Annotated in this window: 21 protein-coding genes; 16 read left to right on the plus strand and 5 right to left on the minus strand. The window is 72.5% G+C overall.

Translation table 11 applies throughout. The features are described from left to right. The 3 genes from ABTY61_RS32250 to ABTY61_RS32260 all read left to right on the plus strand — a co-directional run. Positions 1-402, plus strand: a 402-nt coding sequence (locus ABTY61_RS32250) for a glycoside hydrolase family 15 protein (protein WP_350508672.1), incomplete at its 5' end; no start/stop codon positions are given. A gap of 168 nt (positions 403-570) precedes the next feature. Continuing rightward, positions 571-1,200, plus strand: a complete 630-nt coding sequence (locus ABTY61_RS32255) for a DEAD/DEAH box helicase family protein (protein ID WP_350508673.1) — start codon at positions 571-573, stop codon at positions 1,198-1,200. Positions 1,201-1,319: 119 nt separating this feature from the next. After that, entirely contained in the window at positions 1,320-2,063 is a 744-nt protein-coding gene (locus ABTY61_RS32260; RefSeq protein ID WP_350508674.1) for an aminoglycoside phosphotransferase family protein, read from the plus strand. A gap of 44 nt (positions 2,064-2,107) precedes the next feature. Here ABTY61_RS32260 and ABTY61_RS32265 read toward each other — a convergent pair whose 3' ends face one another. The 3 genes from ABTY61_RS32265 to ABTY61_RS32275 all read right to left on the minus strand — a co-directional run bounded on the left by ABTY61_RS32265 (position 2,108) and on the right by ABTY61_RS32275 (position 4,643). Next, positions 2,108-2,416 (minus strand): hypothetical protein, encoded by a 309-nt coding sequence (locus tag ABTY61_RS32265; protein WP_350508675.1) that lies wholly within the window; start codon positions 2,414-2,416, stop codon positions 2,108-2,110. 126 nt (positions 2,417-2,542) lie between these two features. Beyond that, the gene (locus ABTY61_RS32270) at positions 2,543-3,163 is read right to left on the minus strand and encodes a 2'-5' RNA ligase family protein (RefSeq protein ID WP_350508676.1); all 621 of its coding nucleotides are present in this window, start codon (positions 3,161-3,163) and stop codon (positions 2,543-2,545) included. Beyond that, positions 3,156-4,643: an NsdA family TPR-like regulatory protein gene (locus ABTY61_RS32275; protein ID WP_350508677.1), complete on the minus strand. Its 1,488-nt coding sequence runs from the start codon at positions 4,641-4,643 to the stop codon at positions 3,156-3,158. Before ABTY61_RS32275 ends, ABTY61_RS32270 begins: the two co-directional genes overlap by 8 nt. Before the next feature lie 250 nt (positions 4,644-4,893). On the opposite strand from ABTY61_RS32275, the gene ABTY61_RS32280 reads away from it, so the two are divergent. The 8 genes from ABTY61_RS32280 (at position 4,894) to ABTY61_RS32315 (ending at position 10,678) form a co-directional block, all read left to right on the plus strand. Next, entirely contained in the window at positions 4,894-5,412 is a 519-nt protein-coding gene (locus ABTY61_RS32280) for a hypothetical protein (protein WP_350508678.1), read from the plus strand. Positions 5,413-5,717: 305 nt separating this feature from the next. Beyond that, the gene (locus ABTY61_RS32285; RefSeq protein ID WP_350508679.1) at positions 5,718-6,653 is read left to right on the plus strand and encodes a hypothetical protein; all 936 of its coding nucleotides are present in this window, start codon (positions 5,718-5,720) and stop codon (positions 6,651-6,653) included. Continuing rightward, positions 6,650-7,201, plus strand: a complete 552-nt coding sequence (locus ABTY61_RS32290; protein WP_350508680.1) for a hypothetical protein — start codon at positions 6,650-6,652, stop codon at positions 7,199-7,201. The genes ABTY61_RS32285 and ABTY61_RS32290 overlap by 4 nt, the downstream gene beginning before the upstream one ends. Further along, on the plus strand, positions 7,198-7,782 hold the full coding sequence (locus ABTY61_RS32295; RefSeq protein ID WP_350508681.1) for a LuxR C-terminal-related transcriptional regulator: 585 nt from the start codon (positions 7,198-7,200) through the stop codon (positions 7,780-7,782). Before ABTY61_RS32290 ends, ABTY61_RS32295 begins: the two co-directional genes overlap by 4 nt. Then, on the plus strand, positions 7,779-8,888 hold the full coding sequence (locus ABTY61_RS32300; protein WP_350508682.1) for a helix-turn-helix domain-containing protein: 1,110 nt from the start codon (positions 7,779-7,781) through the stop codon (positions 8,886-8,888). Before ABTY61_RS32295 ends, ABTY61_RS32300 begins: the two co-directional genes overlap by 4 nt. Then, positions 8,885-9,244 (plus strand): hypothetical protein, encoded by a 360-nt coding sequence (locus ABTY61_RS32305; RefSeq protein ID WP_350508683.1) that lies wholly within the window; start codon positions 8,885-8,887, stop codon positions 9,242-9,244. The genes ABTY61_RS32300 and ABTY61_RS32305 overlap by 4 nt, the downstream gene beginning before the upstream one ends. Next, complete coding sequence (locus tag ABTY61_RS32310) at positions 9,241-9,765, plus strand: NUDIX hydrolase (RefSeq protein ID WP_350508684.1); 525 nt, start codon at positions 9,241-9,243, stop codon at positions 9,763-9,765. The genes ABTY61_RS32305 and ABTY61_RS32310 overlap by 4 nt, the downstream gene beginning before the upstream one ends. 82 nt (positions 9,766-9,847) lie before the next feature. After that, complete coding sequence (locus ABTY61_RS32315; RefSeq protein ID WP_350508685.1) at positions 9,848-10,678, plus strand: zinc-dependent metalloprotease; 831 nt, start codon at positions 9,848-9,850, stop codon at positions 10,676-10,678. Between the two features lie 80 nt (positions 10,679-10,758). Here ABTY61_RS32315 and ABTY61_RS32320 read toward each other — a convergent pair whose 3' ends face one another. After that, complete coding sequence (locus tag ABTY61_RS32320; RefSeq protein ID WP_350508686.1) at positions 10,759-11,553, minus strand: GntR family transcriptional regulator; 795 nt, start codon at positions 11,551-11,553, stop codon at positions 10,759-10,761. A 204-nt stretch (positions 11,554-11,757) separates the two neighbouring features. Here ABTY61_RS32320 and ABTY61_RS32325 point away from each other — a divergent pair, with 204 nt between their 5' ends. The 5 genes from ABTY61_RS32325 to ABTY61_RS32345 all read left to right on the plus strand — a co-directional run bounded on the left by ABTY61_RS32325 (position 11,758) and on the right by ABTY61_RS32345 (position 16,249). Next, positions 11,758-12,342 (plus strand): type 2 periplasmic-binding domain-containing protein, encoded by a 585-nt coding sequence (locus ABTY61_RS32325; RefSeq protein WP_350508687.1) that lies wholly within the window; start codon positions 11,758-11,760, stop codon positions 12,340-12,342. Between the two features lie 87 nt (positions 12,343-12,429). Then, positions 12,430-13,425: a UDP-glucose 4-epimerase GalE gene (gene galE / locus ABTY61_RS32330; RefSeq protein ID WP_350508688.1), complete on the plus strand. Its 996-nt coding sequence runs from the start codon at positions 12,430-12,432 to the stop codon at positions 13,423-13,425. Then, positions 13,425-14,309: an NAD(P)-binding domain-containing protein gene (locus tag ABTY61_RS32335; protein WP_350508689.1), complete on the plus strand. Its 885-nt coding sequence runs from the start codon at positions 13,425-13,427 to the stop codon at positions 14,307-14,309. The genes galE and ABTY61_RS32335 overlap by 1 nt, the downstream gene beginning before the upstream one ends. Further along, the gene (locus tag ABTY61_RS32340; RefSeq protein ID WP_350508690.1) at positions 14,306-15,034 is read left to right on the plus strand and encodes a hypothetical protein; all 729 of its coding nucleotides are present in this window, start codon (positions 14,306-14,308) and stop codon (positions 15,032-15,034) included. The genes ABTY61_RS32335 and ABTY61_RS32340 overlap by 4 nt, the downstream gene beginning before the upstream one ends. A 15-nt stretch (positions 15,035-15,049) precedes the next feature. Further along, positions 15,050-16,249, plus strand: coding sequence for a radical SAM protein (locus ABTY61_RS32345; protein WP_350508691.1), 1,200 nt, complete (start codon positions 15,050-15,052; stop codon positions 16,247-16,249). A 194-nt stretch (positions 16,250-16,443) separates the two neighbouring features. On the opposite strand, the gene ABTY61_RS32350 is transcribed toward ABTY61_RS32345, so the two are convergent. Next, positions 16,444-16,785: a hypothetical protein gene (locus ABTY61_RS32350; RefSeq protein ID WP_350508692.1), complete on the minus strand. Its 342-nt coding sequence runs from the start codon at positions 16,783-16,785 to the stop codon at positions 16,444-16,446. Positions 16,786-16,808 lie beyond the last annotated feature (23 nt).

Here is a 16,808-nt window from a genome sequence, read left to right on the forward strand (position 1 = left end):
GAGGACGGCTTCGTGCTGCGCTACCCGACCCACGACGAGTCCGGCAACAACGTGGACGGGCTGTCCGGCCACGAAGGGGCCTTCCTGGCCTGCTCCTTCTGGCTGGCCGACGACCTCGCCATGATCGGCCGGGTGCAGGAGGCCCGGGACCTGTTCGACAGGCTGCTGTCGCTGCGCAACGACCTCGGGCTGCTCGCCGAGGAGTGGGACCCGCGGCTCAAGCGCCAGGTCGGCAACTTCCCGCAGGCGTTCAGCCACGTCCCGCTGATCGACACCGCGCTGCGGCTGACCGCCTGCGGCGCCGCCTACCTGTCGGCCCAGCCGGCCCAGCCTGCGCTGACGATCCTCGGCCAGCGCGTTCTCGCCGAACCCGCCGCCGTGCCTGGACTCAGCCGCCCGTGACCGCCGTCGGCAACCGATCGGCGTGCTGACCAGGCCATGGTAGCCACCGCCCACGAGCGCTGGCCGGCCTTCAGCATCTCCCACGGCCGCCGTCTGGCCGACTGGATCCCGCCGCAGGGTGATCAGCCATAACCGTCCTCCTCCACCTGGACTGCCATGCCCGCTGGTTTGACCAATCCACGCACGTACGCCGGCCTGACGCTGTGGCCGGAGCAGGACGAAGCCGTCACGAAGGCGTGCAAGATGCTGGCCCACGACCCGCGGGTGGTCACCCTCATGCCCTGCGGGTCCGGGAAGACCGTCACCGGCGGCGCGATCGCCCAGGAGCTGGTCGACCCGCACACGGGCAGCGTGCTGATCACCGTACCCACACTGCAACTGGTCGCCCAGACCCTCACCCAATGGCTGTGGGCCTTCGGCCCCGATGCACTCGGCGAGGTCGTCGCGCTCTGCTCCGACCCGCATGTACTCGACCAGTACAACCGCGGCACCAGCGGGATCCAGGCCCGCATCCTCAGCGACGCACGGGAACTGGCAGCGCTGAAGGCAACAGGGCGACGGATCACCGCCGTGTGCACCTACCAAAGCCTGCACGAAGTGATCGCGGCCCACCGCGCCGGGGCCGATGCGTGGGGCCTCGTCATCATCGACGAGCTCCACCGCGCCGACGGGAACACGCGCTCTTCGCGCTCAGCGTGTCTCATGAGACATGACGCCGGTCACGATTCAAGCGCTGGACCTGGGAAGCGCTGGTGCTCGCGAAGCCTCGGGGACCAGCACGTCTCGAAAGCTGCCTGACACAGCTGGAGCGAACGCTCAAGGCGCGGGTCAACATCTCGCGTGGGCGGCCTGCCGCGGGCAGCGGCCCGGTATGCCTGCCGCATCATGGACAGTGGCGAGGGAAAGGAACCAGTGGCATGTCCGAGACTGATGACGAGGCCGTCCCCCTGCTGGGAGGCCGGATCACCTCCGGCGTCGTCCGCATCGGTGACACGGTCCGGCGACCGGCCTCGGCCGCCTCACCGTTCGTCGCCTCCCTGCTTGATCTACTGGAGCGTCGAGGTTTCACGGGCGCCCCTCGATATTTCGGTCGTGACGAGGAAGGTCGGGACACCTTCAGCTATGTGCCGGGCTGGGTTCCGCCCAAGTTCCGGCCGTGGACCGACACGCAGGTTGCTGCGGCTGGCGCCCTGGCCCGGGCGATGCATGACGCCACCCGGGGCAGTGATCTTGCCGGTCAGCACCAGGTCGTGTGCCACCACGACCTGGGGCCGAACAACGCCGTTTTTCAGGACGAGATGCCCGTCGCCTTCATCGATTTCGACATGGCCGCGCCGGGCAGTCCACTGGAGGACATCGGATATATGTCCTGGCTGTGGTGTTCGTCCGCGAAGGCGGGGGCTCCTCCAGTGGATGTTCAGGCCACTCAGGTGCGTGTGCTGGCCGACGCCTATGGCCTGGCTGGTCCCGAGCGTGCTGTGCTGGTCGACGCGATGCTGGAACGGCAGGCCCGCAATGTCCGTTTCTGGGCAGAGGTGCAGGCCGGCTTCATGGCCGTTGAAGCCACTGACCAGCAGATCTCGGATCGCATCGCCTGGTCCCGGCGTGAGCACGAACACACGGCCGAGTACCGCAAGGTGTTTCAAGATGCCCTCAAGTGACGCCCCGAGCAGGGCCGTTGAGAATCCGCTGAGACGATAGTCGATCATCGGCCTTGCCGGGGCCCGCGAGCGCGGATGGGCGTGACCACGGTTGTGGCGCCCTGATGGAGGTGCTGCCGGAGCGCTTCGTTGTCGTGGAAGAGGGCGGCGATCGCGGCGACGACACGGATGGCCCGGTCGTGGTCGGCCTGGATCCGGGTGCGTTCGGTCTTGCGGGTGGTGCCGAGCTGGCCGATGAAGATCTGCCACCGCTGCCTCCCCCAGGCCGACGCCGAGACGGCGGCTCCGTATTGGTCGCGGCACCGCCAGCATCCGCCCGCCGCCGTTCCCGGCCTGGAGCTGCAGGCGTCCACGCTCAGATCCGGTCGATAGCCGCCGGGTTCCAGTGCGTGGCAATCCAGACCTCGCCCAGGACCGCGACGGCCCCGAGGTGCCAGCGATTCTCTCCGGTTGCCGAAACGGCCGTTTCGGCAACCCTGTCAGCCGAGAGGTACGCGAGCGGCGGTCTCCCATTCGTACATCTGCCGGTCGCGGCCGAGGACGATGAGCTCGGCCGAGGTGATGCGGGTGGTGGCGGGCTGGGCGGTGACGCTGGCGAGAGCGTCGGCGGCGGGCTGAGCGGGGCCGTCGGCGCGGGAGTAGGCGACGGAGACGTGGGGCCGGAAGCCGCCGGCCACTTCGGGGACGTTCGGCCAGACGTCGGCGATGGCGGCGCGGATGGCCGAACGGACGGCGTGGACGGGCTCGGCCGGGGTGACGGTGAGGAGCAGGGCCTCAGGACTGACAATCGCCGGTCCCAGCGCTAGGTCGAAGGCCGGGACGTTCGCGAGGCGGTTGCCGGCAGCGGACGCGATCGCGAGGGCGTCGGCTTCGCTCACCTCAGCGGTGGAGCCGAGGCCCTGCATCGTGAGGTGCAACCAGCGGTCGGGGACCAAGTCGATGCCGGGGACGTCGGCCAGGGCTTGGCGGTAGTCGGCGGCGAGGCGGTGAACGTCGTCGGCGCCGTCGAACACGAGGTGCCAGGTGTACCAGCGGGTGCCTGTGGTCCAGCCGGGCCGCCACCACCAGTGGTCGGCCATGTGCGAGGGGGTGTCAGTCATGGTTGTTGGTCCAATCGGTCGGTGTGGTGAGTGCGCGGGCGGCTTCGCGGACGGCGGTCTCGACGGCGTCCTGCAGCTGCCGGCCGGCGGCGCTGTCGCCCAGGGGGGAGGCGGCGGTGTCGCGGGCGAGGTCGCGCAGGCGCTGGCGGACGGGGGCGGTGCGATGTTCGGCCGGCAGTGCGAGAACGGGGGTGAGTGCGTCGAGAACGCCGTCGGGTTCGCGGGCGAGCAGGCGGGCGCCGGCACGGGTGATGTGCAGCTGGGCCTCGGTGCCGAGCGCGTGGACGCGCTGCTGGCGCAATGCGGTGAGTCCGCGGTCGGCGTGTTCGAGGGCCCGGTCCGCGGACCCTCCGCGCAGGTGGACGGCGGCGCCGTAGTTGGCGTGCCGGCCGGGGGCGCAGCTGAGCAGTCCGCCGACCTGGTCGTGGATCGCACCGGCGAGTTCGAGGGCGGCGGCCTCCTCGGCCTGGCCGAGTGCGGCCTGGGCCTCGCTACGCGCTCCGGCCTCGGCCCAGGCGTCCGCCTGCTGGCAGTGCAGCAGGATGTTGACGGTGCCGGGTGCCTGGTAGCTGAGGCCGCGGGTGGCGTGCTGGATGGCCTCGCGGTACTGGCCGTCCCAGAAGGCGATCTTGCTCCAGGTGGAGCAGGTCCATGCCTGCAGTCCCGGGTCAGCGGCCATGTCGGCGCAGAGCATGGCGGCGCGGATGTGGGTTTCGGCCTGCGGCTGGTGCCCGAGGTCGCTGGTCATCCAGGCGAGCAGGGCGGACAGGTAGCCGGCGCTCGTGAAGAGCTTCCGGCGGTGCTTGAGGTGCTGGTGGCCGTAGAGGAGCCCGAAGACGCGGTCGAGGGTGCGTTTGGTCTCGATGAAAATGCGCAGCGGGTCGGAGTCTACGAGGTAGTCGCCCGCGAACTTCCTTGTGTCTGCGGCGAGTTGGTCCAGGGAGATCGGGCCGACGTTGGTGACCTCGGCCCATTGGGTCCACGCCGCCGACTCGTTCGCGGCGGTGTCGATGAGCTCCGGGCCGGTGAGCGGCGCTGCGGGGGCGGGTAGGGCTGGCGCCGGGACGGCGGGGGCGTGGTCGTCGACGGGGTGGTGGCGCAGAAGCCTGAGGTCGGACTCGGGCAGGGCCCGGCGGTCCTCCAGGTCGAGCAGGTCCTCCATCGTGGCGCCGTAGAGGTCGGCGAGGATGGCGAGCACCCGCATGGTGACCCGCCGGCCCGACGGGTTGGGCCACTTCTCCCACTTTCCGAGGAGGCTGGCGTCCGTCATGGGGCCGGCGCCCCCGGCGGCGGTGTTGAAGTGGTCGGCGGCTTCCTGGAGGGTCCAGCCGTGGGCGTGGCGCCATGCCTCGCGGGGGCGGCATCCGAAGCGGGTGCGCATCTCGGAGGCGATCGACGCCGCGGGTGCGCCGGTGGCGAGGAGCTCTGTACGCAGGGCGTCGCGGTCGGCTTTGGAGCCGGGTTTGGGGTGAGGAGGCATAGGTGGCTCCCGAGCGGGGTTGTGGAGCGGCCTGACCACCTCACCGTAGCGACCCGACTACGCCACCTGGGTCACACTGCGCGAATCCTGGGCGGCGTCTTGTCCGGTAGGTGCCGAGATCACCGGTGTCCGGGCAGGTCAGCAGGGTGACGGGTTGTCCGGAACATTTGGTCGCCGCTGCCCGTGACCATGGTGGGTCGGGAGCGGGACTGTAGAGGGGCCGACGAACTCTCCCCTCAGGCAGGCCACCATGACGCCCTTTCCCGACGCCACCTTCCAGGCCCCCGCCCGGCGCAGACGGCGGCTCATGCTCTCGCCGGCGCTGTGGCTCGTCTCGGTCTTCGAGGACCCGGAGGAGCGCCACCGCCAGCTCGTACGGTGGGGCGACGAGCCGGGCGGGCTGCTGCTGCTGCCCTGCGGCCGCCTGTTCGATGCCCTGCGGATGCCCGAGGAGCTGGGTCTGTCCGTCGTGGAGGTCCTGCTGGAGGGGACGGACGTGGCCGGGCTGGGTCCCGTCCTTCACGACCAGCGCTCCGGGCTCGTGTACGCGCTGATCGCCCCCCGGTGCGACGTCGACTGGGTTGTGCGGCACCCGGACTTGCGGCTGCTGTCCACCGGCTCCCACCTCGCCGTGCCGTCTCCGGAGCTGGGGTGGCTGACGCTGTCCGTCGTGTGGACGCACATGCCGGCCTGCCCGGAGCCGTCCGACCCTGCGGCGCTGGCGGCCGCGCTCGACGCTGTGGCCGGCAGACGCCGGGGCGCTGCCTGAGGACCGCTTGTCCCGTTCGGGACCGGCTGCGGGTCAGCTCGGCCGGCCCGCGGCCGGGTCATCGGACCCCAACCCCCAAAGCACCCGCCCCCCACGGGACGGGCAGGCCGGGGGCCGGACGCCACACCCCCATGCGCCCGGCCCCCGGCCCACACCGGGCGACGGTGTTGACCAGGAGCAGCTGCACCCGTCGTCCGACCCGGCGCGCGCCACGCGGCGCGGGGCCGACCCGGTCCGGGACGGATCCGCTGGAGGGGCCGTCCCGGACCACCTTGCCCACCGACTTCGTACCCGAGGACTGCGCCGTGAGTGTCGGACCGCGCACCAGCACGCTGACCCAGATCACCAGCACGGCCCGCAGACGGGACGTCGCCGCGACCTACGCGGCCCTGACCCAGGCGTGTGTGATCACCGGCGACGACGCCCGGCGGGCCGAGCTCGTCGGCGAGCACCCGCAGCACGCATGGTGGCTGCCCGCCTCGAACGCGCTCGCCCTCGTCCACAGCGACCTGGAGGACGCGTCGGTGCTGCTGCGCGCGGCCCGGCTGCTGGAGCGGCACCGGGTGGCGGTCGTCCCCCCGTACTACGACGAGGTCCGGGCCTGCAGCGGGTTCGGCGTGACGTTCTGGTACCCGCCGGGGCGACGGCGGTTCGGCGATGAACCGGTGAGCGCGTGGGTGAGCGCCGCCGTGCACCGTATCCACCCGGACTCGGCGTCGTGGCTGGCGGACCACGACCCGTTCGACGGCCTACTGGACGGGCTGGACGATGCCCTGCTGGACGAAGCGGGCCGGTGGTTCCTGCGCGAGCGTGCCGCCGAGCTGCGGGAGCAGTGGGAGCGCATCGAGTGGCCGTCGCCGCCCACGGTCGTCCTCGGCGTGCGCCGGATGGTGGAGTGCCGCGACGCCGGGGCCGGCCCCCGGCTCGTGCTGCGGCGCCCGCTGTGGCGCGGGCACCGCGAATGGGACCTCACTGCGGCGCGCTGGCGCAGCGAGCTGCTGCGGGGGCGCCCGGCCGACCTGGCGGCCTTCACCGCGGCGTATGCCTCCCACGGCCGCCCGTTCGACGGCCTCGGTGCCTGGCCCGACTACCAGGTCGTGCGCGACGTCGTGGTGCTCGCCGAGGTGATGGACACCGTCCGGCGCGCCCACGTCGACGTCCACCTACGCCAGCAGGCCGCCCATCAGGTCGCGTGCCTGCGGGGCGCGCACCAGGGGCCGTGGAACTGGGGGCGGCGGTGACCGTGAACACCCAGCTGCGCCCTCCGGCCCGCTGGCAGGCTCAGGGGCTTCCGGTGGTCCAGGAGCCCACGGTGCGCCGGTGCGGGCACTACGCCGTCCTGAGCGGCCGGGAGGGCCAGGCGCTGGCCATGCTGGCCGGCGACCTGAACGCCAGCCAGATCGCTCAGCGCGCCCGCTGGTCGTACGGCTCGACGCTCGCCCGCCTGCGGGAGCTGCTGCGCAGCCTGGGGGCCGCGAGCTGGCCGCAGGCCGTCGACGTCGCCTGCCGCACGGGCGTGCTCGTGCCGCCCCCGGGCCGGCTGACGGCCCCGCTCCCGCCCTCGCCCCTGGCCTCCTTCCAGGCCATCGCCGAGGGAGAGCCGTTTCAGCAGGTCGCCGTACGGCGGGGGATCACGAAGGCGACCCTGGGCGCGCACCTGTCGGCGATCCGCTACCGGGCGCGCTCCGAGGGGAATCCGGCGGCGGTCTTCCGCCTGCACGGCGTGCCGGGCCTACTGAACGCCTCGGTGCCGCCCTGCCGGTTCTGCAGGACGGCGGCCTCGGTATGAGCATCTCCCCCCTGACCGCGGAGGCGCACAGGCCGGTCCGGCCCGGCTACCCGCCCACACACGTCCACCGCCCGGCCGCCGCCGGGGCGTCGGTTTCCGCGCCGCGCGCCTCCTGCCGGTTGTGCGGGCACCGTGTCGACCCGAGCGCCCGGCAGCGGACGCTGCTGGACATGCTGGCCGACGACCTGGACGCGAGCCGGATCGCCGCCGCCCTGCACGCGAGCGTGCACACGGTCCGGACCGAGCTCACGAGGCTGCAGTACGACCTGGGGGCAACCACCCGGGTGCAGGCCGTCGACGCCGCCTGCCGCACCGGCGTCCTCACCCCACCGCGAACCCCGCTCGCCAAGCCGCCGCCGGCCAAGGCCCTGGCTGTGTTCCAGGCGCACGCCCACGGCGCGAACCGTCAGGCCCTCATCGGCCGTGAACGCCTGACGGCCGACTCGATCGACCGCCACCTCGCGACGGTCCGGGCCCGCACCGGCACCACTGGCAACCCCGCGGCCGCCTTCCGCCTCCACGGCGCAGGCCTCCTGGACAGCACCGCTTGCTGCCCCGACTGCACGCGGAGGGCACGGTGAGCCGCAACCTGAGCTCCGACCCGGAGGGCACGATCGAAGAGGATCCGTGCCCCACCTGCGGTTGGCAGATCACCGTGCCCCGGCGCCAGCACGACGTGCTGGTGCTCACCGCCACCGGCAGCGACGCCCGCACCACCGCCCAGCGCCTGGGCTGCGGCGCGGGAACGGTGGAGCGGGACCTGGTGCGGCTGCGGGCGCTGACCGGTGCCCGCACCAACGGCCAGCTCGTCGTGATCGCCGCGCGCGCCGGGCTACTGCCGCCGCAGGTACCCCGCCGCCACCCCGGCCCGCTGACCGACCCCCAGCGCCAGCTCTTCGCCGTCCTCGCCGAAGGCCAGACCCTGCACGAGGCCGCCGACGCCGTCGGAATGGACCGCACCGACGTCGTACGCGTGCAACATGCCGTCCATCGGCGCCTCGGCGTCAAGCGCTTGCCCGCCGCCCTCGCGATGCTGTGCGCTCTGGGCGAGCTGGCACACCGTCACCCCTGCACCAGGCCGGAGTGCGAGCTGGCACGCCTGGACCGACAGCAGCACGCGGATGTGCGGCAGGACGCCGAGGAGGCGGCCCGCCAGTGGGCCGACGCCCTCGCCCAGGCCGCGGCGCAGCGTGCCGAGTTCCAGGGTGCCCGCGCCGAGCTCCAGCGTCTCACGGCCGAACTCGCGCTCACCCGGGCCCAGTTGGATGCCGTGCGGCACGAGATGGACCGGGCGCTGGAGTCCTGCCGGACGGCGGCCAAGCAGGCCCGGTCGGTGAGTGACCTGGCCGACGGCGCGGCCGAGGGCGCGGGCGCGGTCCGTGTCGAGGTCAACGAGCTCCGAGCCCAGGTGCGGGCTGCCGGCCGTGAGGCGCAGTGGGCGCGCAGCATCGCGCACGACCTGCGGCAGGACAGCGCGGTGGTGCGGGAGGGCATCGCCGAGGTGGACAAGGGCCGGGCCCAGCTCGCGGCCGGCTGGCTCGACCTGGCTGCCGCCCGCGAGAACGCCGCCAAGGCCCCGGACGCGACGCGGCCACCGCCCGTGCCGCGCACGCCGATCCCCCTGCAGCACCGGCCCTGGCACCGCAGCGGGCCGGTCACTCCTGAGCGAGACGAGAGCCGATCATGAGGATCGCCCTGCCCGTCTCCACCCGCACCGACCCCGGCGCCGGCCCGCTCACCACCAGCGACCTGCGCCCCGCCGTCACCACCACCGAACTGCCTGGCAGCTCCTGCACCCTGGGGCCCCTCCCTCGCGCATCAGGCGATCATGCGCCCGGACACCACCATCCTCATGCTCCGAGGCCCCTGCACCGCCACCGCCCACACAGCCAACGACCGCATCCCCCCGGTCTCGTCCTGCCCCGGCCCCTCGACGGCGCCCCGCCCCAGCCCTCCCGCCTCATGACCGACAGGGAGCACCTCGCCCTGTACGAGGCCCTCGCGGCGGCCGGCGTCATCGGCCTCCTGCCGCCCAGCCGGTGACCGCCTTCCCAACGACCGATCGGACCGACCACGTGCTGCTCCAGTGCCACTCCGACATCGACCCGCTGCTGCCGCCGGGCCGCTGCAGCTACGCCCAGGTCGTGATCCGCGACCCGGCCGGCAACGTCTTCCAGGTCACCGACAACGAGGACGACGACCTCGGATGGGAAGTCCCGACCTGGCGTGCCCGCAAGGACCAGGCGCCGCACGAAGCCGCGCAGGACGCCGCCAGGCACGATGTCGGCACGACCCTCGACACCGCCACCCTGCGGCTGCTCGTGGTGGACCACACGCCGGCCGGCGAGCTGTCGACGGAGGCCAGCTGGTTCGTCTTCGATGGCGGCGTCCTGCCCGCCGACCGCATCGCCGCCCTCATGCTCCCCAGCCCCCGCGCGATCGACGACGGCCGCTGCTTCACCGACCCCAAGGGCATCAGGACCGCACGAGTCCAGGCCGCCCTGACGCGCCTCACCGACCCGAGTGCCCCGGTGTACCTGGTCGACGGCGAGCCAGCCGCCTGACGTGCGCCACCGGCCCCGCCCGCCGCCCGACACCTGCGGGCCCGATCGACGACACCACCACCTGACCTACCGAGGGACCACGATGTTCACCATCCACAACGACGCCGATGCCAGCGCCGCCGACCTGCACCGCTACGAACGGCTGCTGGAGACCGCGGTCCCGCTGGCCACCGAACTGTCCCAGCTGCCGCTCCCCTCGCACATCACCGTGCGCATAGCCACCGCCAAGCAGTTCGTCGCCGGGCAGATCGAGCACAACCGGATCCTCTTCGGCAGGGCCATCGACTCCCTCGAACTGGGCCGCGTCAAGAGCACGATGCTCAAGGCGACGGCCAGGGCGGCCCAGGCCACGCGTCGGCCGATGGCGGCCATGTTCGCGCCAATGGTGCAGGGAGCGATCATCTGGAGCGCCGAGGGCCCGGAGCTGGTGGTCATGCCCGCCTCCCACGCCGAGTCCCACGGCACCGACCGGTTCCTGACCTGCGTTCTGGCCCACGAGATGACCCACCTCGCCCAGTTCGAACTGAACCCCGCCCTCGCCTGGGCCTACCCGCGCTGCAGCCTCCAGGACAAGAACGCCCGCCGGCCCCACGACGACCAGCGCGCTCCGTTCGCCGTCATCGAGGGCCACGCCGCCTGGGTCCAGGTCCGGGCCTCCATGCGGCTGTGCGGCGTCGCCACCCGCGAGCGACTGGACCATGAGCCCGAGCCGACGGAGCTGTTCACCCGGCTCAAGTCCGAGTCGCCCATCGCCGGCGCATACGACCTCGGCGAGCAGTTCATCGCCACGGTCCACAGCTACGGCGGGCACGCCCTGGTCGAGCGCCTCCTCAAGGACGAGGACCTGCTGCCGACCAACCGGGAGCTCCGGGACCCGCAGGCCTGGCTGAACCGCCACCAGCCCGCCGACTGAACCAGCGCCGACGCCGCTTCGAACCTGACCCGCCACGGGTTTCCGAGCGGCCGGGCGCGGAGCGCGGCCCGGCCGGCCGCCTACAGCTCGGGGCCGGCCGGGCTCTGCTCGTGCCAGGCGGCGCTGGCGTCGCGGGTGATCGGGTAGCCGATCTCGAACTCGTCGGCCCGCATGCGGGTGTCGTTGACCTCCACGACCGTGCCGTCCGGGCCGGTGCTGGTGCGGATGATGCGCAGCAGCGGGGTGCCCTTGGGGGCTTGGAGGTCGGCGGCTTCGGCGGGGGTGGGCATGCGGGAGGTGATGGTCTCGTGCCAGGTCAGCGGGCCGTGGCCGAGGTCGCGTTCGAGGCGGTCGTAGATGCCGCCGGGGCCGGTGTCGGCTTCGGTGAGGCGGGTGCCGCGGGCGGTGGCGGCCGGCAGGTAGCTGGTGGCGAGCTGGGTGGGCTTGCGGGTGTCGGGGTCGCCCATGAGGCGGTCGCGCTGGAGGACGTCGGCTGTGGGGTCGACGCCGAGGAGGGAGGCGATGTCGTGGGGTGCGGGTGCCCAGCTGATGGTGGGCTTGCGCAGGGCGACCCAGGGCTGGGCGGTGGGGTCGAAGTAGTAGCCGCGCTCGTCCCGGAGCACCTGGCGGGCGCGGGAGAGCTTCTGGCGCTGGGGCAGGGCGCGCACGATCGTGCCGCGGCGGCGGACGACTTCGACCAGGCCTTCGGCTTCGAGGAGGGCGATGGCCTGGCGGGCGGTCTGCTTGGAGATGCCGTACTGGGTGGCGAGGCTGGTGATTCTCGGCAGCGCCGTGCCGGCCGGGTAGCGGCCGCTGAGGATGGCGGCGCGCAGGTCGTCGGCGAGCTGGCGGTAGTGGGCGGTCGGGGTCTCCATGGTGCTCTCTTTCGGTCGGTGGCGTGGGCGGGTCGTCGGGTTAGTCCTAGCCCTATTGACAGGGGTTTGAACCAGGCCGATATTAGAGCTAGGCCTAACTGTGTGTTACGTCTCCGACACGGTAGATCCGATCGTCCGGCGTGCAGCTCATCACCGCCGGGACGACCATCCGAACAGTCCTCACACGGCCCTGGAGGCCAGATCGTGACGACCCCTCACCCACTCCTGCGCGACACCGTCGGCCCGCACGACGCCGTGGTCACCCTGGGCCCGGAGGGAACCGACGCCCACCACGAGGCCAGCCGCCACTTCGCGACGGTCCTGCTCGCCGACACCTTCGAGCTCGCCGTCCAGCAGGCTCTCGCGCGCGACTGCCACGCCATGGTGGCCGCCGGGTTCGTGGAGCGCCGCGGCCCCGGCGGCGAAGTGTCCGACCTCTGGGTAGACGTGCACTTCCGCCACCACGGCGCGGTCGAGCTCGCGGCCGTCTGGGAGGCGCCGACCAAGGCGATGTGCCTTGCCGCCCTTCCCGGGATCCCGAGCCCGCGCACCATCGCGCTCCACCCGGCCACCGGGGCCTTCGCCGAGCGCTACGCCCCGGCCGCCGGCCGCCGCTACGTCGACGCCAAGCCCCTGGCGGTGCGCCAGGTGCTCGACGGCCTGACCGAGGGCTGCATCGGCTCGGTCGACGTCGTCCAGCGCGCCGGGCTCACCGTCCTGCAGGAGTTCCGGCCCACGATGGTCTGGTGCCTCTACCGGGCCGTCAACCGGGATACACCGGGCAGGTAGGGCAAACGCCGCGACTTGCCCAAATCGCTGCTAGGCTGCGCGCCGATTCCCCAACTCGCGGGAATCCCAATCGACTTGGGAGAGGCCATGAAGGTTCTCATCACCGGCGGCGCCGGATTCATCGGATCCACCATCGCCAGCGCCTGCCAGGACGAAGGCATCGAGCCCATCCTGCTGGACAACCTGTCCACCGGACGTCCCGAGTTCACCGCCGGCCGCACCCTCTACCAGGGCGACATCGCCGACGGCGACCTGATCGACCGGATCTTCCACGACCACCCCGACATCCACGCCGTCATCAACTGCGCAGCCCGCATCGTCGTCCCCGAGTCGGTCGCCGACCCGCTCGGCTACTACGACGCCAACGTCACCAAGGGCCTGGCCCTGGTCACCCACCTGCTGCGCAACGGCTGCCACCGCCTCGTCTTCTCCGGCTCCGCCGCGATCTACGACTCCGGCCAGGCCATCACCGAGGACGCCCCCCTCAAGCCGCTGTCCCCGTACGCCCGCACCAAGGCCGCCTTCGAAGGCGCCCTGGAGGACATCACCGGCGGCACCGACCTGCGCGTCGTCACCCTGCGCTACTTCAACCCGATCGGCGCCGACCCCAAGCTGCGCACCGGCCTGCAGACCACCAAGCCCACCCACGCGCTCGGCGTCATGATCGACCGCTACGGCGCGGGCGAACCGTTCCCGGTCACCGGCACCGACTGGCCCACCCGCGACGGCTCCGGCATCCGCGACTACGTCCACGTCTGGGACCTGGCCGCCGCCCACATCGCCGCGGTGCGCCACTTCGACACCGTCGTCAGCGGCGACCAGCCCCACTACCTGCCGATCAACCTCGGCTCCGGCAACGGCACCACCGTCTTCGAGCTGATCAAGGCCTTCGAGGACGTCACCGGCGAGCCGCTCGCCCACCACCTCACCAGCGCCCGGCCCGGCGACAACGCCGGCGCCTACCCCGCCATCGACCGCGCCCACGCCCTGCTGGGCTGGACCCCGGCCCACACCCTCCAGGAGGGCATCGCCGCCGCCCTGGAATGGAACGCCAAGCGGAACACGATCCTCAAGGACGAGTGATGACACCTGCCCCACCCGGGGCGCCCCGGCCGGCGACGACGATCGTCGTCGCCGGCTACGGGGCGCTCACCTCCGGCATCCTGCCCCGCCTCGCGGCCCTGCCCGACACGCGCGTCGCCCTCACCAGCCGCCACCTCACCCGCTCCCCCGACGCTGCGGTCCCCCTCATCGGCCCGGACGAACTCAGCGACCAGCACCCCGACGTGCTCATCGGCTGCTTCGAGAACGACGCCCGCAGCCGCAACTTCTGGACCCACCAGCACGTCACCGCCGCCATCGCCGCGCACCGCCCGGCGTGCATCGAGCTGTCGACCATCAGCCCCGACCGCGCCGAGCAGTGGCACCAGGAGACCGCAGCCCTCGGCGCAATCCCCTGGGAATGCCCCGTCACCGGCTCCCGCCCCGGCGCGAAGGCCGGAACCCTGTCCGCGTTCCTCTACACCGCCGCGCCCCACACCGCCGCCGACCACGCCCTGGCCGCCTTCACCCGCAACCGTTACCGGTTCACGGCCCCCGGCAACCCGGCCCGCTTCAAACTCATTTTCAACGCCTGGGGCGCAGCTCTCCTGCACGCCGCCGGCGCGTTCGCCCGCCGCCTGCCCGAGCACCTCGGCGAGGACTACCCGGTGGCCGCCCGGATCGTGACCACCGACGGCTGGATGGCCGCCCTCGCCGCCCAGAAGCTCCCCCGGTTCGAAGGACGCGCCTACGACGACCCGGACTTCGCCGTGCACCACATGATCAAGGACCTGCGCTACGCCCGCGACCTGCTGGGCGACGAGGTCCTGCTCACCGCCGCGCTGGACGCGTTCACCGCCGCCGAACAGGACCACGGCCCCTACGCCGACTTCACCGCCGTCGCCGACACCCGAGGAGCGCTGTGAACTCCCACGACCTGCCCCTGCTCCTCAAACAGCTCACCCACGAGTTCGCCGACGTCACCGGCATGTCGGTGGCCCTGTCCGGCTCCCTCGCGCGCGGCGACCACCGCACCGGGCGCAGCGGGCACATCACCTCCGACCTCGACCTGATCCCCGTCGTCGCCACCCCCGCCGACGCCCCCACCGCCCGCGCCGTGCTGCAGCCGATCCTCCAGCGCCTCGCCGACACCTGGCAGATCGAGGCCACCGCCGCCATCACCACGCTGCGCGCCTTCCGGCTGGCCGGCCACGCCCCCTACCGCACCAGCATGCGCCCCCAGTGGCTCTGCGACGCCCTCCGCCTGGGACCGGACGCCATCACCCACCCCGGAGACGAGGCCAAGGGCACCGCGCTGGCCTGGGCCCTGCAACCGGTCACCTACTACCTGGCCAAGGCCACCACCCACGAGCCGGTCACCAACCTGCTCAAAGCCCGCACCGCCGCCGCCCGGGCCGCCGCCGCCTTTCACCTCCACACCCTCACCGCAGGCCTCGACGACCTCCCCCGCGCCCTGCGCAGCCTCATCGCCGAACGGCGCCTCAGCCCGCTCGACTCCACGGCCCGCTACCTCGACACCCCCACCCGGCCCACCATCGCCGAAGCCGTCCGCAACTCGGTGTTCTTCGAGAACCAGGGCCTGCCCTACGCCGTCTCGGCCGTGGCCGCACTGCCGTCCCCGCCGAACTGACCAGGAGCACACCGCATGCCCACTCGACAGCACGTCGAGATCCTGCCCCCGCACCCGCTGCGCGCCGGTTACGACCGCACGCTGGAACGCGGCTCGATCGCCGACCAGTTCCAGCAGCGCCTGGAGCCCGCCCACTTCAACCCGGCCTACCTCACCGCCCTGACCGAACGCGTCGAGGCCGTCCTGCGCCGCGACCCCGCCGACGAGGTCATGCGCTGGCGCCTGGCCTTCCTCCTGCTGCAGAACAACGCCGACGCGGCCGCCGTCGAACGCGCCGGGGACCTGCTCACCGGTAACGCCGCCCCCGAGGCCCGCCGCCTGGCCGACCTCGTCACCGCGATCCGCAGCCGAGCCGGCCAGCCGCGCACCGGCCGCCGCGTCACCCGGGTCAACTGGTCGATCAACAACCGCTGCCCCATGTCCTGCCAGGGCTGCTACAACCCGTTCGCCGCCGAGCAGATCAGCCTCGACCAGGCCAAGCGGATCCTCGACAAACTCGCCGCGCACGGGACCACCGACCTGATCCTGGCCGGCGGTGACCCACTGCTGTGGCCCCCGATCTTCGACGTGATCGACCACGCCACCGCCCACGGGATCAACACCGCCCTCGACACCACCGGCTACACCCTCGACGCCGCCAAGCTCGCCCGCCTTGGGCCCCTCTCCACCCTGCGCCTGCCCCTGGACGCCGTCACCCCCGACGTCCAGCGCGCCTTCCGCCGCAGCGCGGACCCCAACCTCCTCCAAGCACTGCTCGACTCCCTCGCCTTGTGCGACCGCGAGGGCTTCCACCGGGTCCGCGTCCATACCGTCGCCAGCGCCAAGAACCTCCACCAGCTCCAGGACATCGCCGCCGAGGCCGTCTCCCACCCCTGCGTCGTCCAGTGGGTCGTCTTCCAGTGGTGGGGCCGGCGCGCCTCACCCGCCACGACCCGCGCGCTCAGCGTGGACACCGAAGCCGTCCGCAACGCCGTCGAGGCGATCCGGCACGACCACCCCGGCCGGAACGTCATCCTCGCCGAGAGCGCCGACCGGGAGCTGCTGAACTGGATGATCCAGTCCTCCGGGCAGGTCGTCACCTTCGGCTCCGGCCCCCAGGAGGAGTTCGTCCTCGGCAACCTCCTCACCGACCAGGTCGAGGACATCCTCACCCACCCGATCCTCGACCTCGACGCCATGGCCCGCGGAGTCCCCGTCACCCCCGGCCCCCGGTAAGCCCCGGACCGGCCAGCGCGGCTCCTCGCCCGCGGCAGACCGTTGTCGGCGGCACCTGGTACGTTGCCGAGCGGTCCCGAGAAGACCGGCCCGGGGGCTCCGGCAGGCCTACCCGCCTACCGGAGCCCCCGGCGTAGGCGCCGCCCCGGGTTCACACAGGGCGAGCCGAGCGATGACAGTTATGCCGGATATGGTCACCGCATCGACCATCCGGTGTCGCTGACTGTGCGCAGCGATGCTGGCCGGTGTCGCCAGGTCTGCTGCTGCTGGGCCTCGGCCAAGGGTCTGGTGCTCGGCTCGGCGCGCGCCCGGGCCGGACGCAGCAGTACAGGATGGGTGTTGATGGCCTCGGTGACCTCACGCAGTCTGGTGGCCAGGACGGCGAGCAGTTGCGCGTCGGCCTGATGCCGCGCTGGGTCACGCGTGGCCTCCGGTGCGGTCGCGTCCTCGGCCATCGTGCGTTGGATGCTGAGCATCATCCTGACGAGGAGTGCGCGCACTCTGCTGAGCCAGTCCAGGCTTGGGGGCTCTGCCATGGATCGTCCTCCCTCTCGCGGGA

Source organism: Kitasatospora sp. NPDC096128, assembly GCF_040303105.1.
In the GTDB taxonomy this organism is placed as follows: domain Bacteria; phylum Actinomycetota; class Actinomycetes; order Streptomycetales; family Streptomycetaceae; genus Kitasatospora.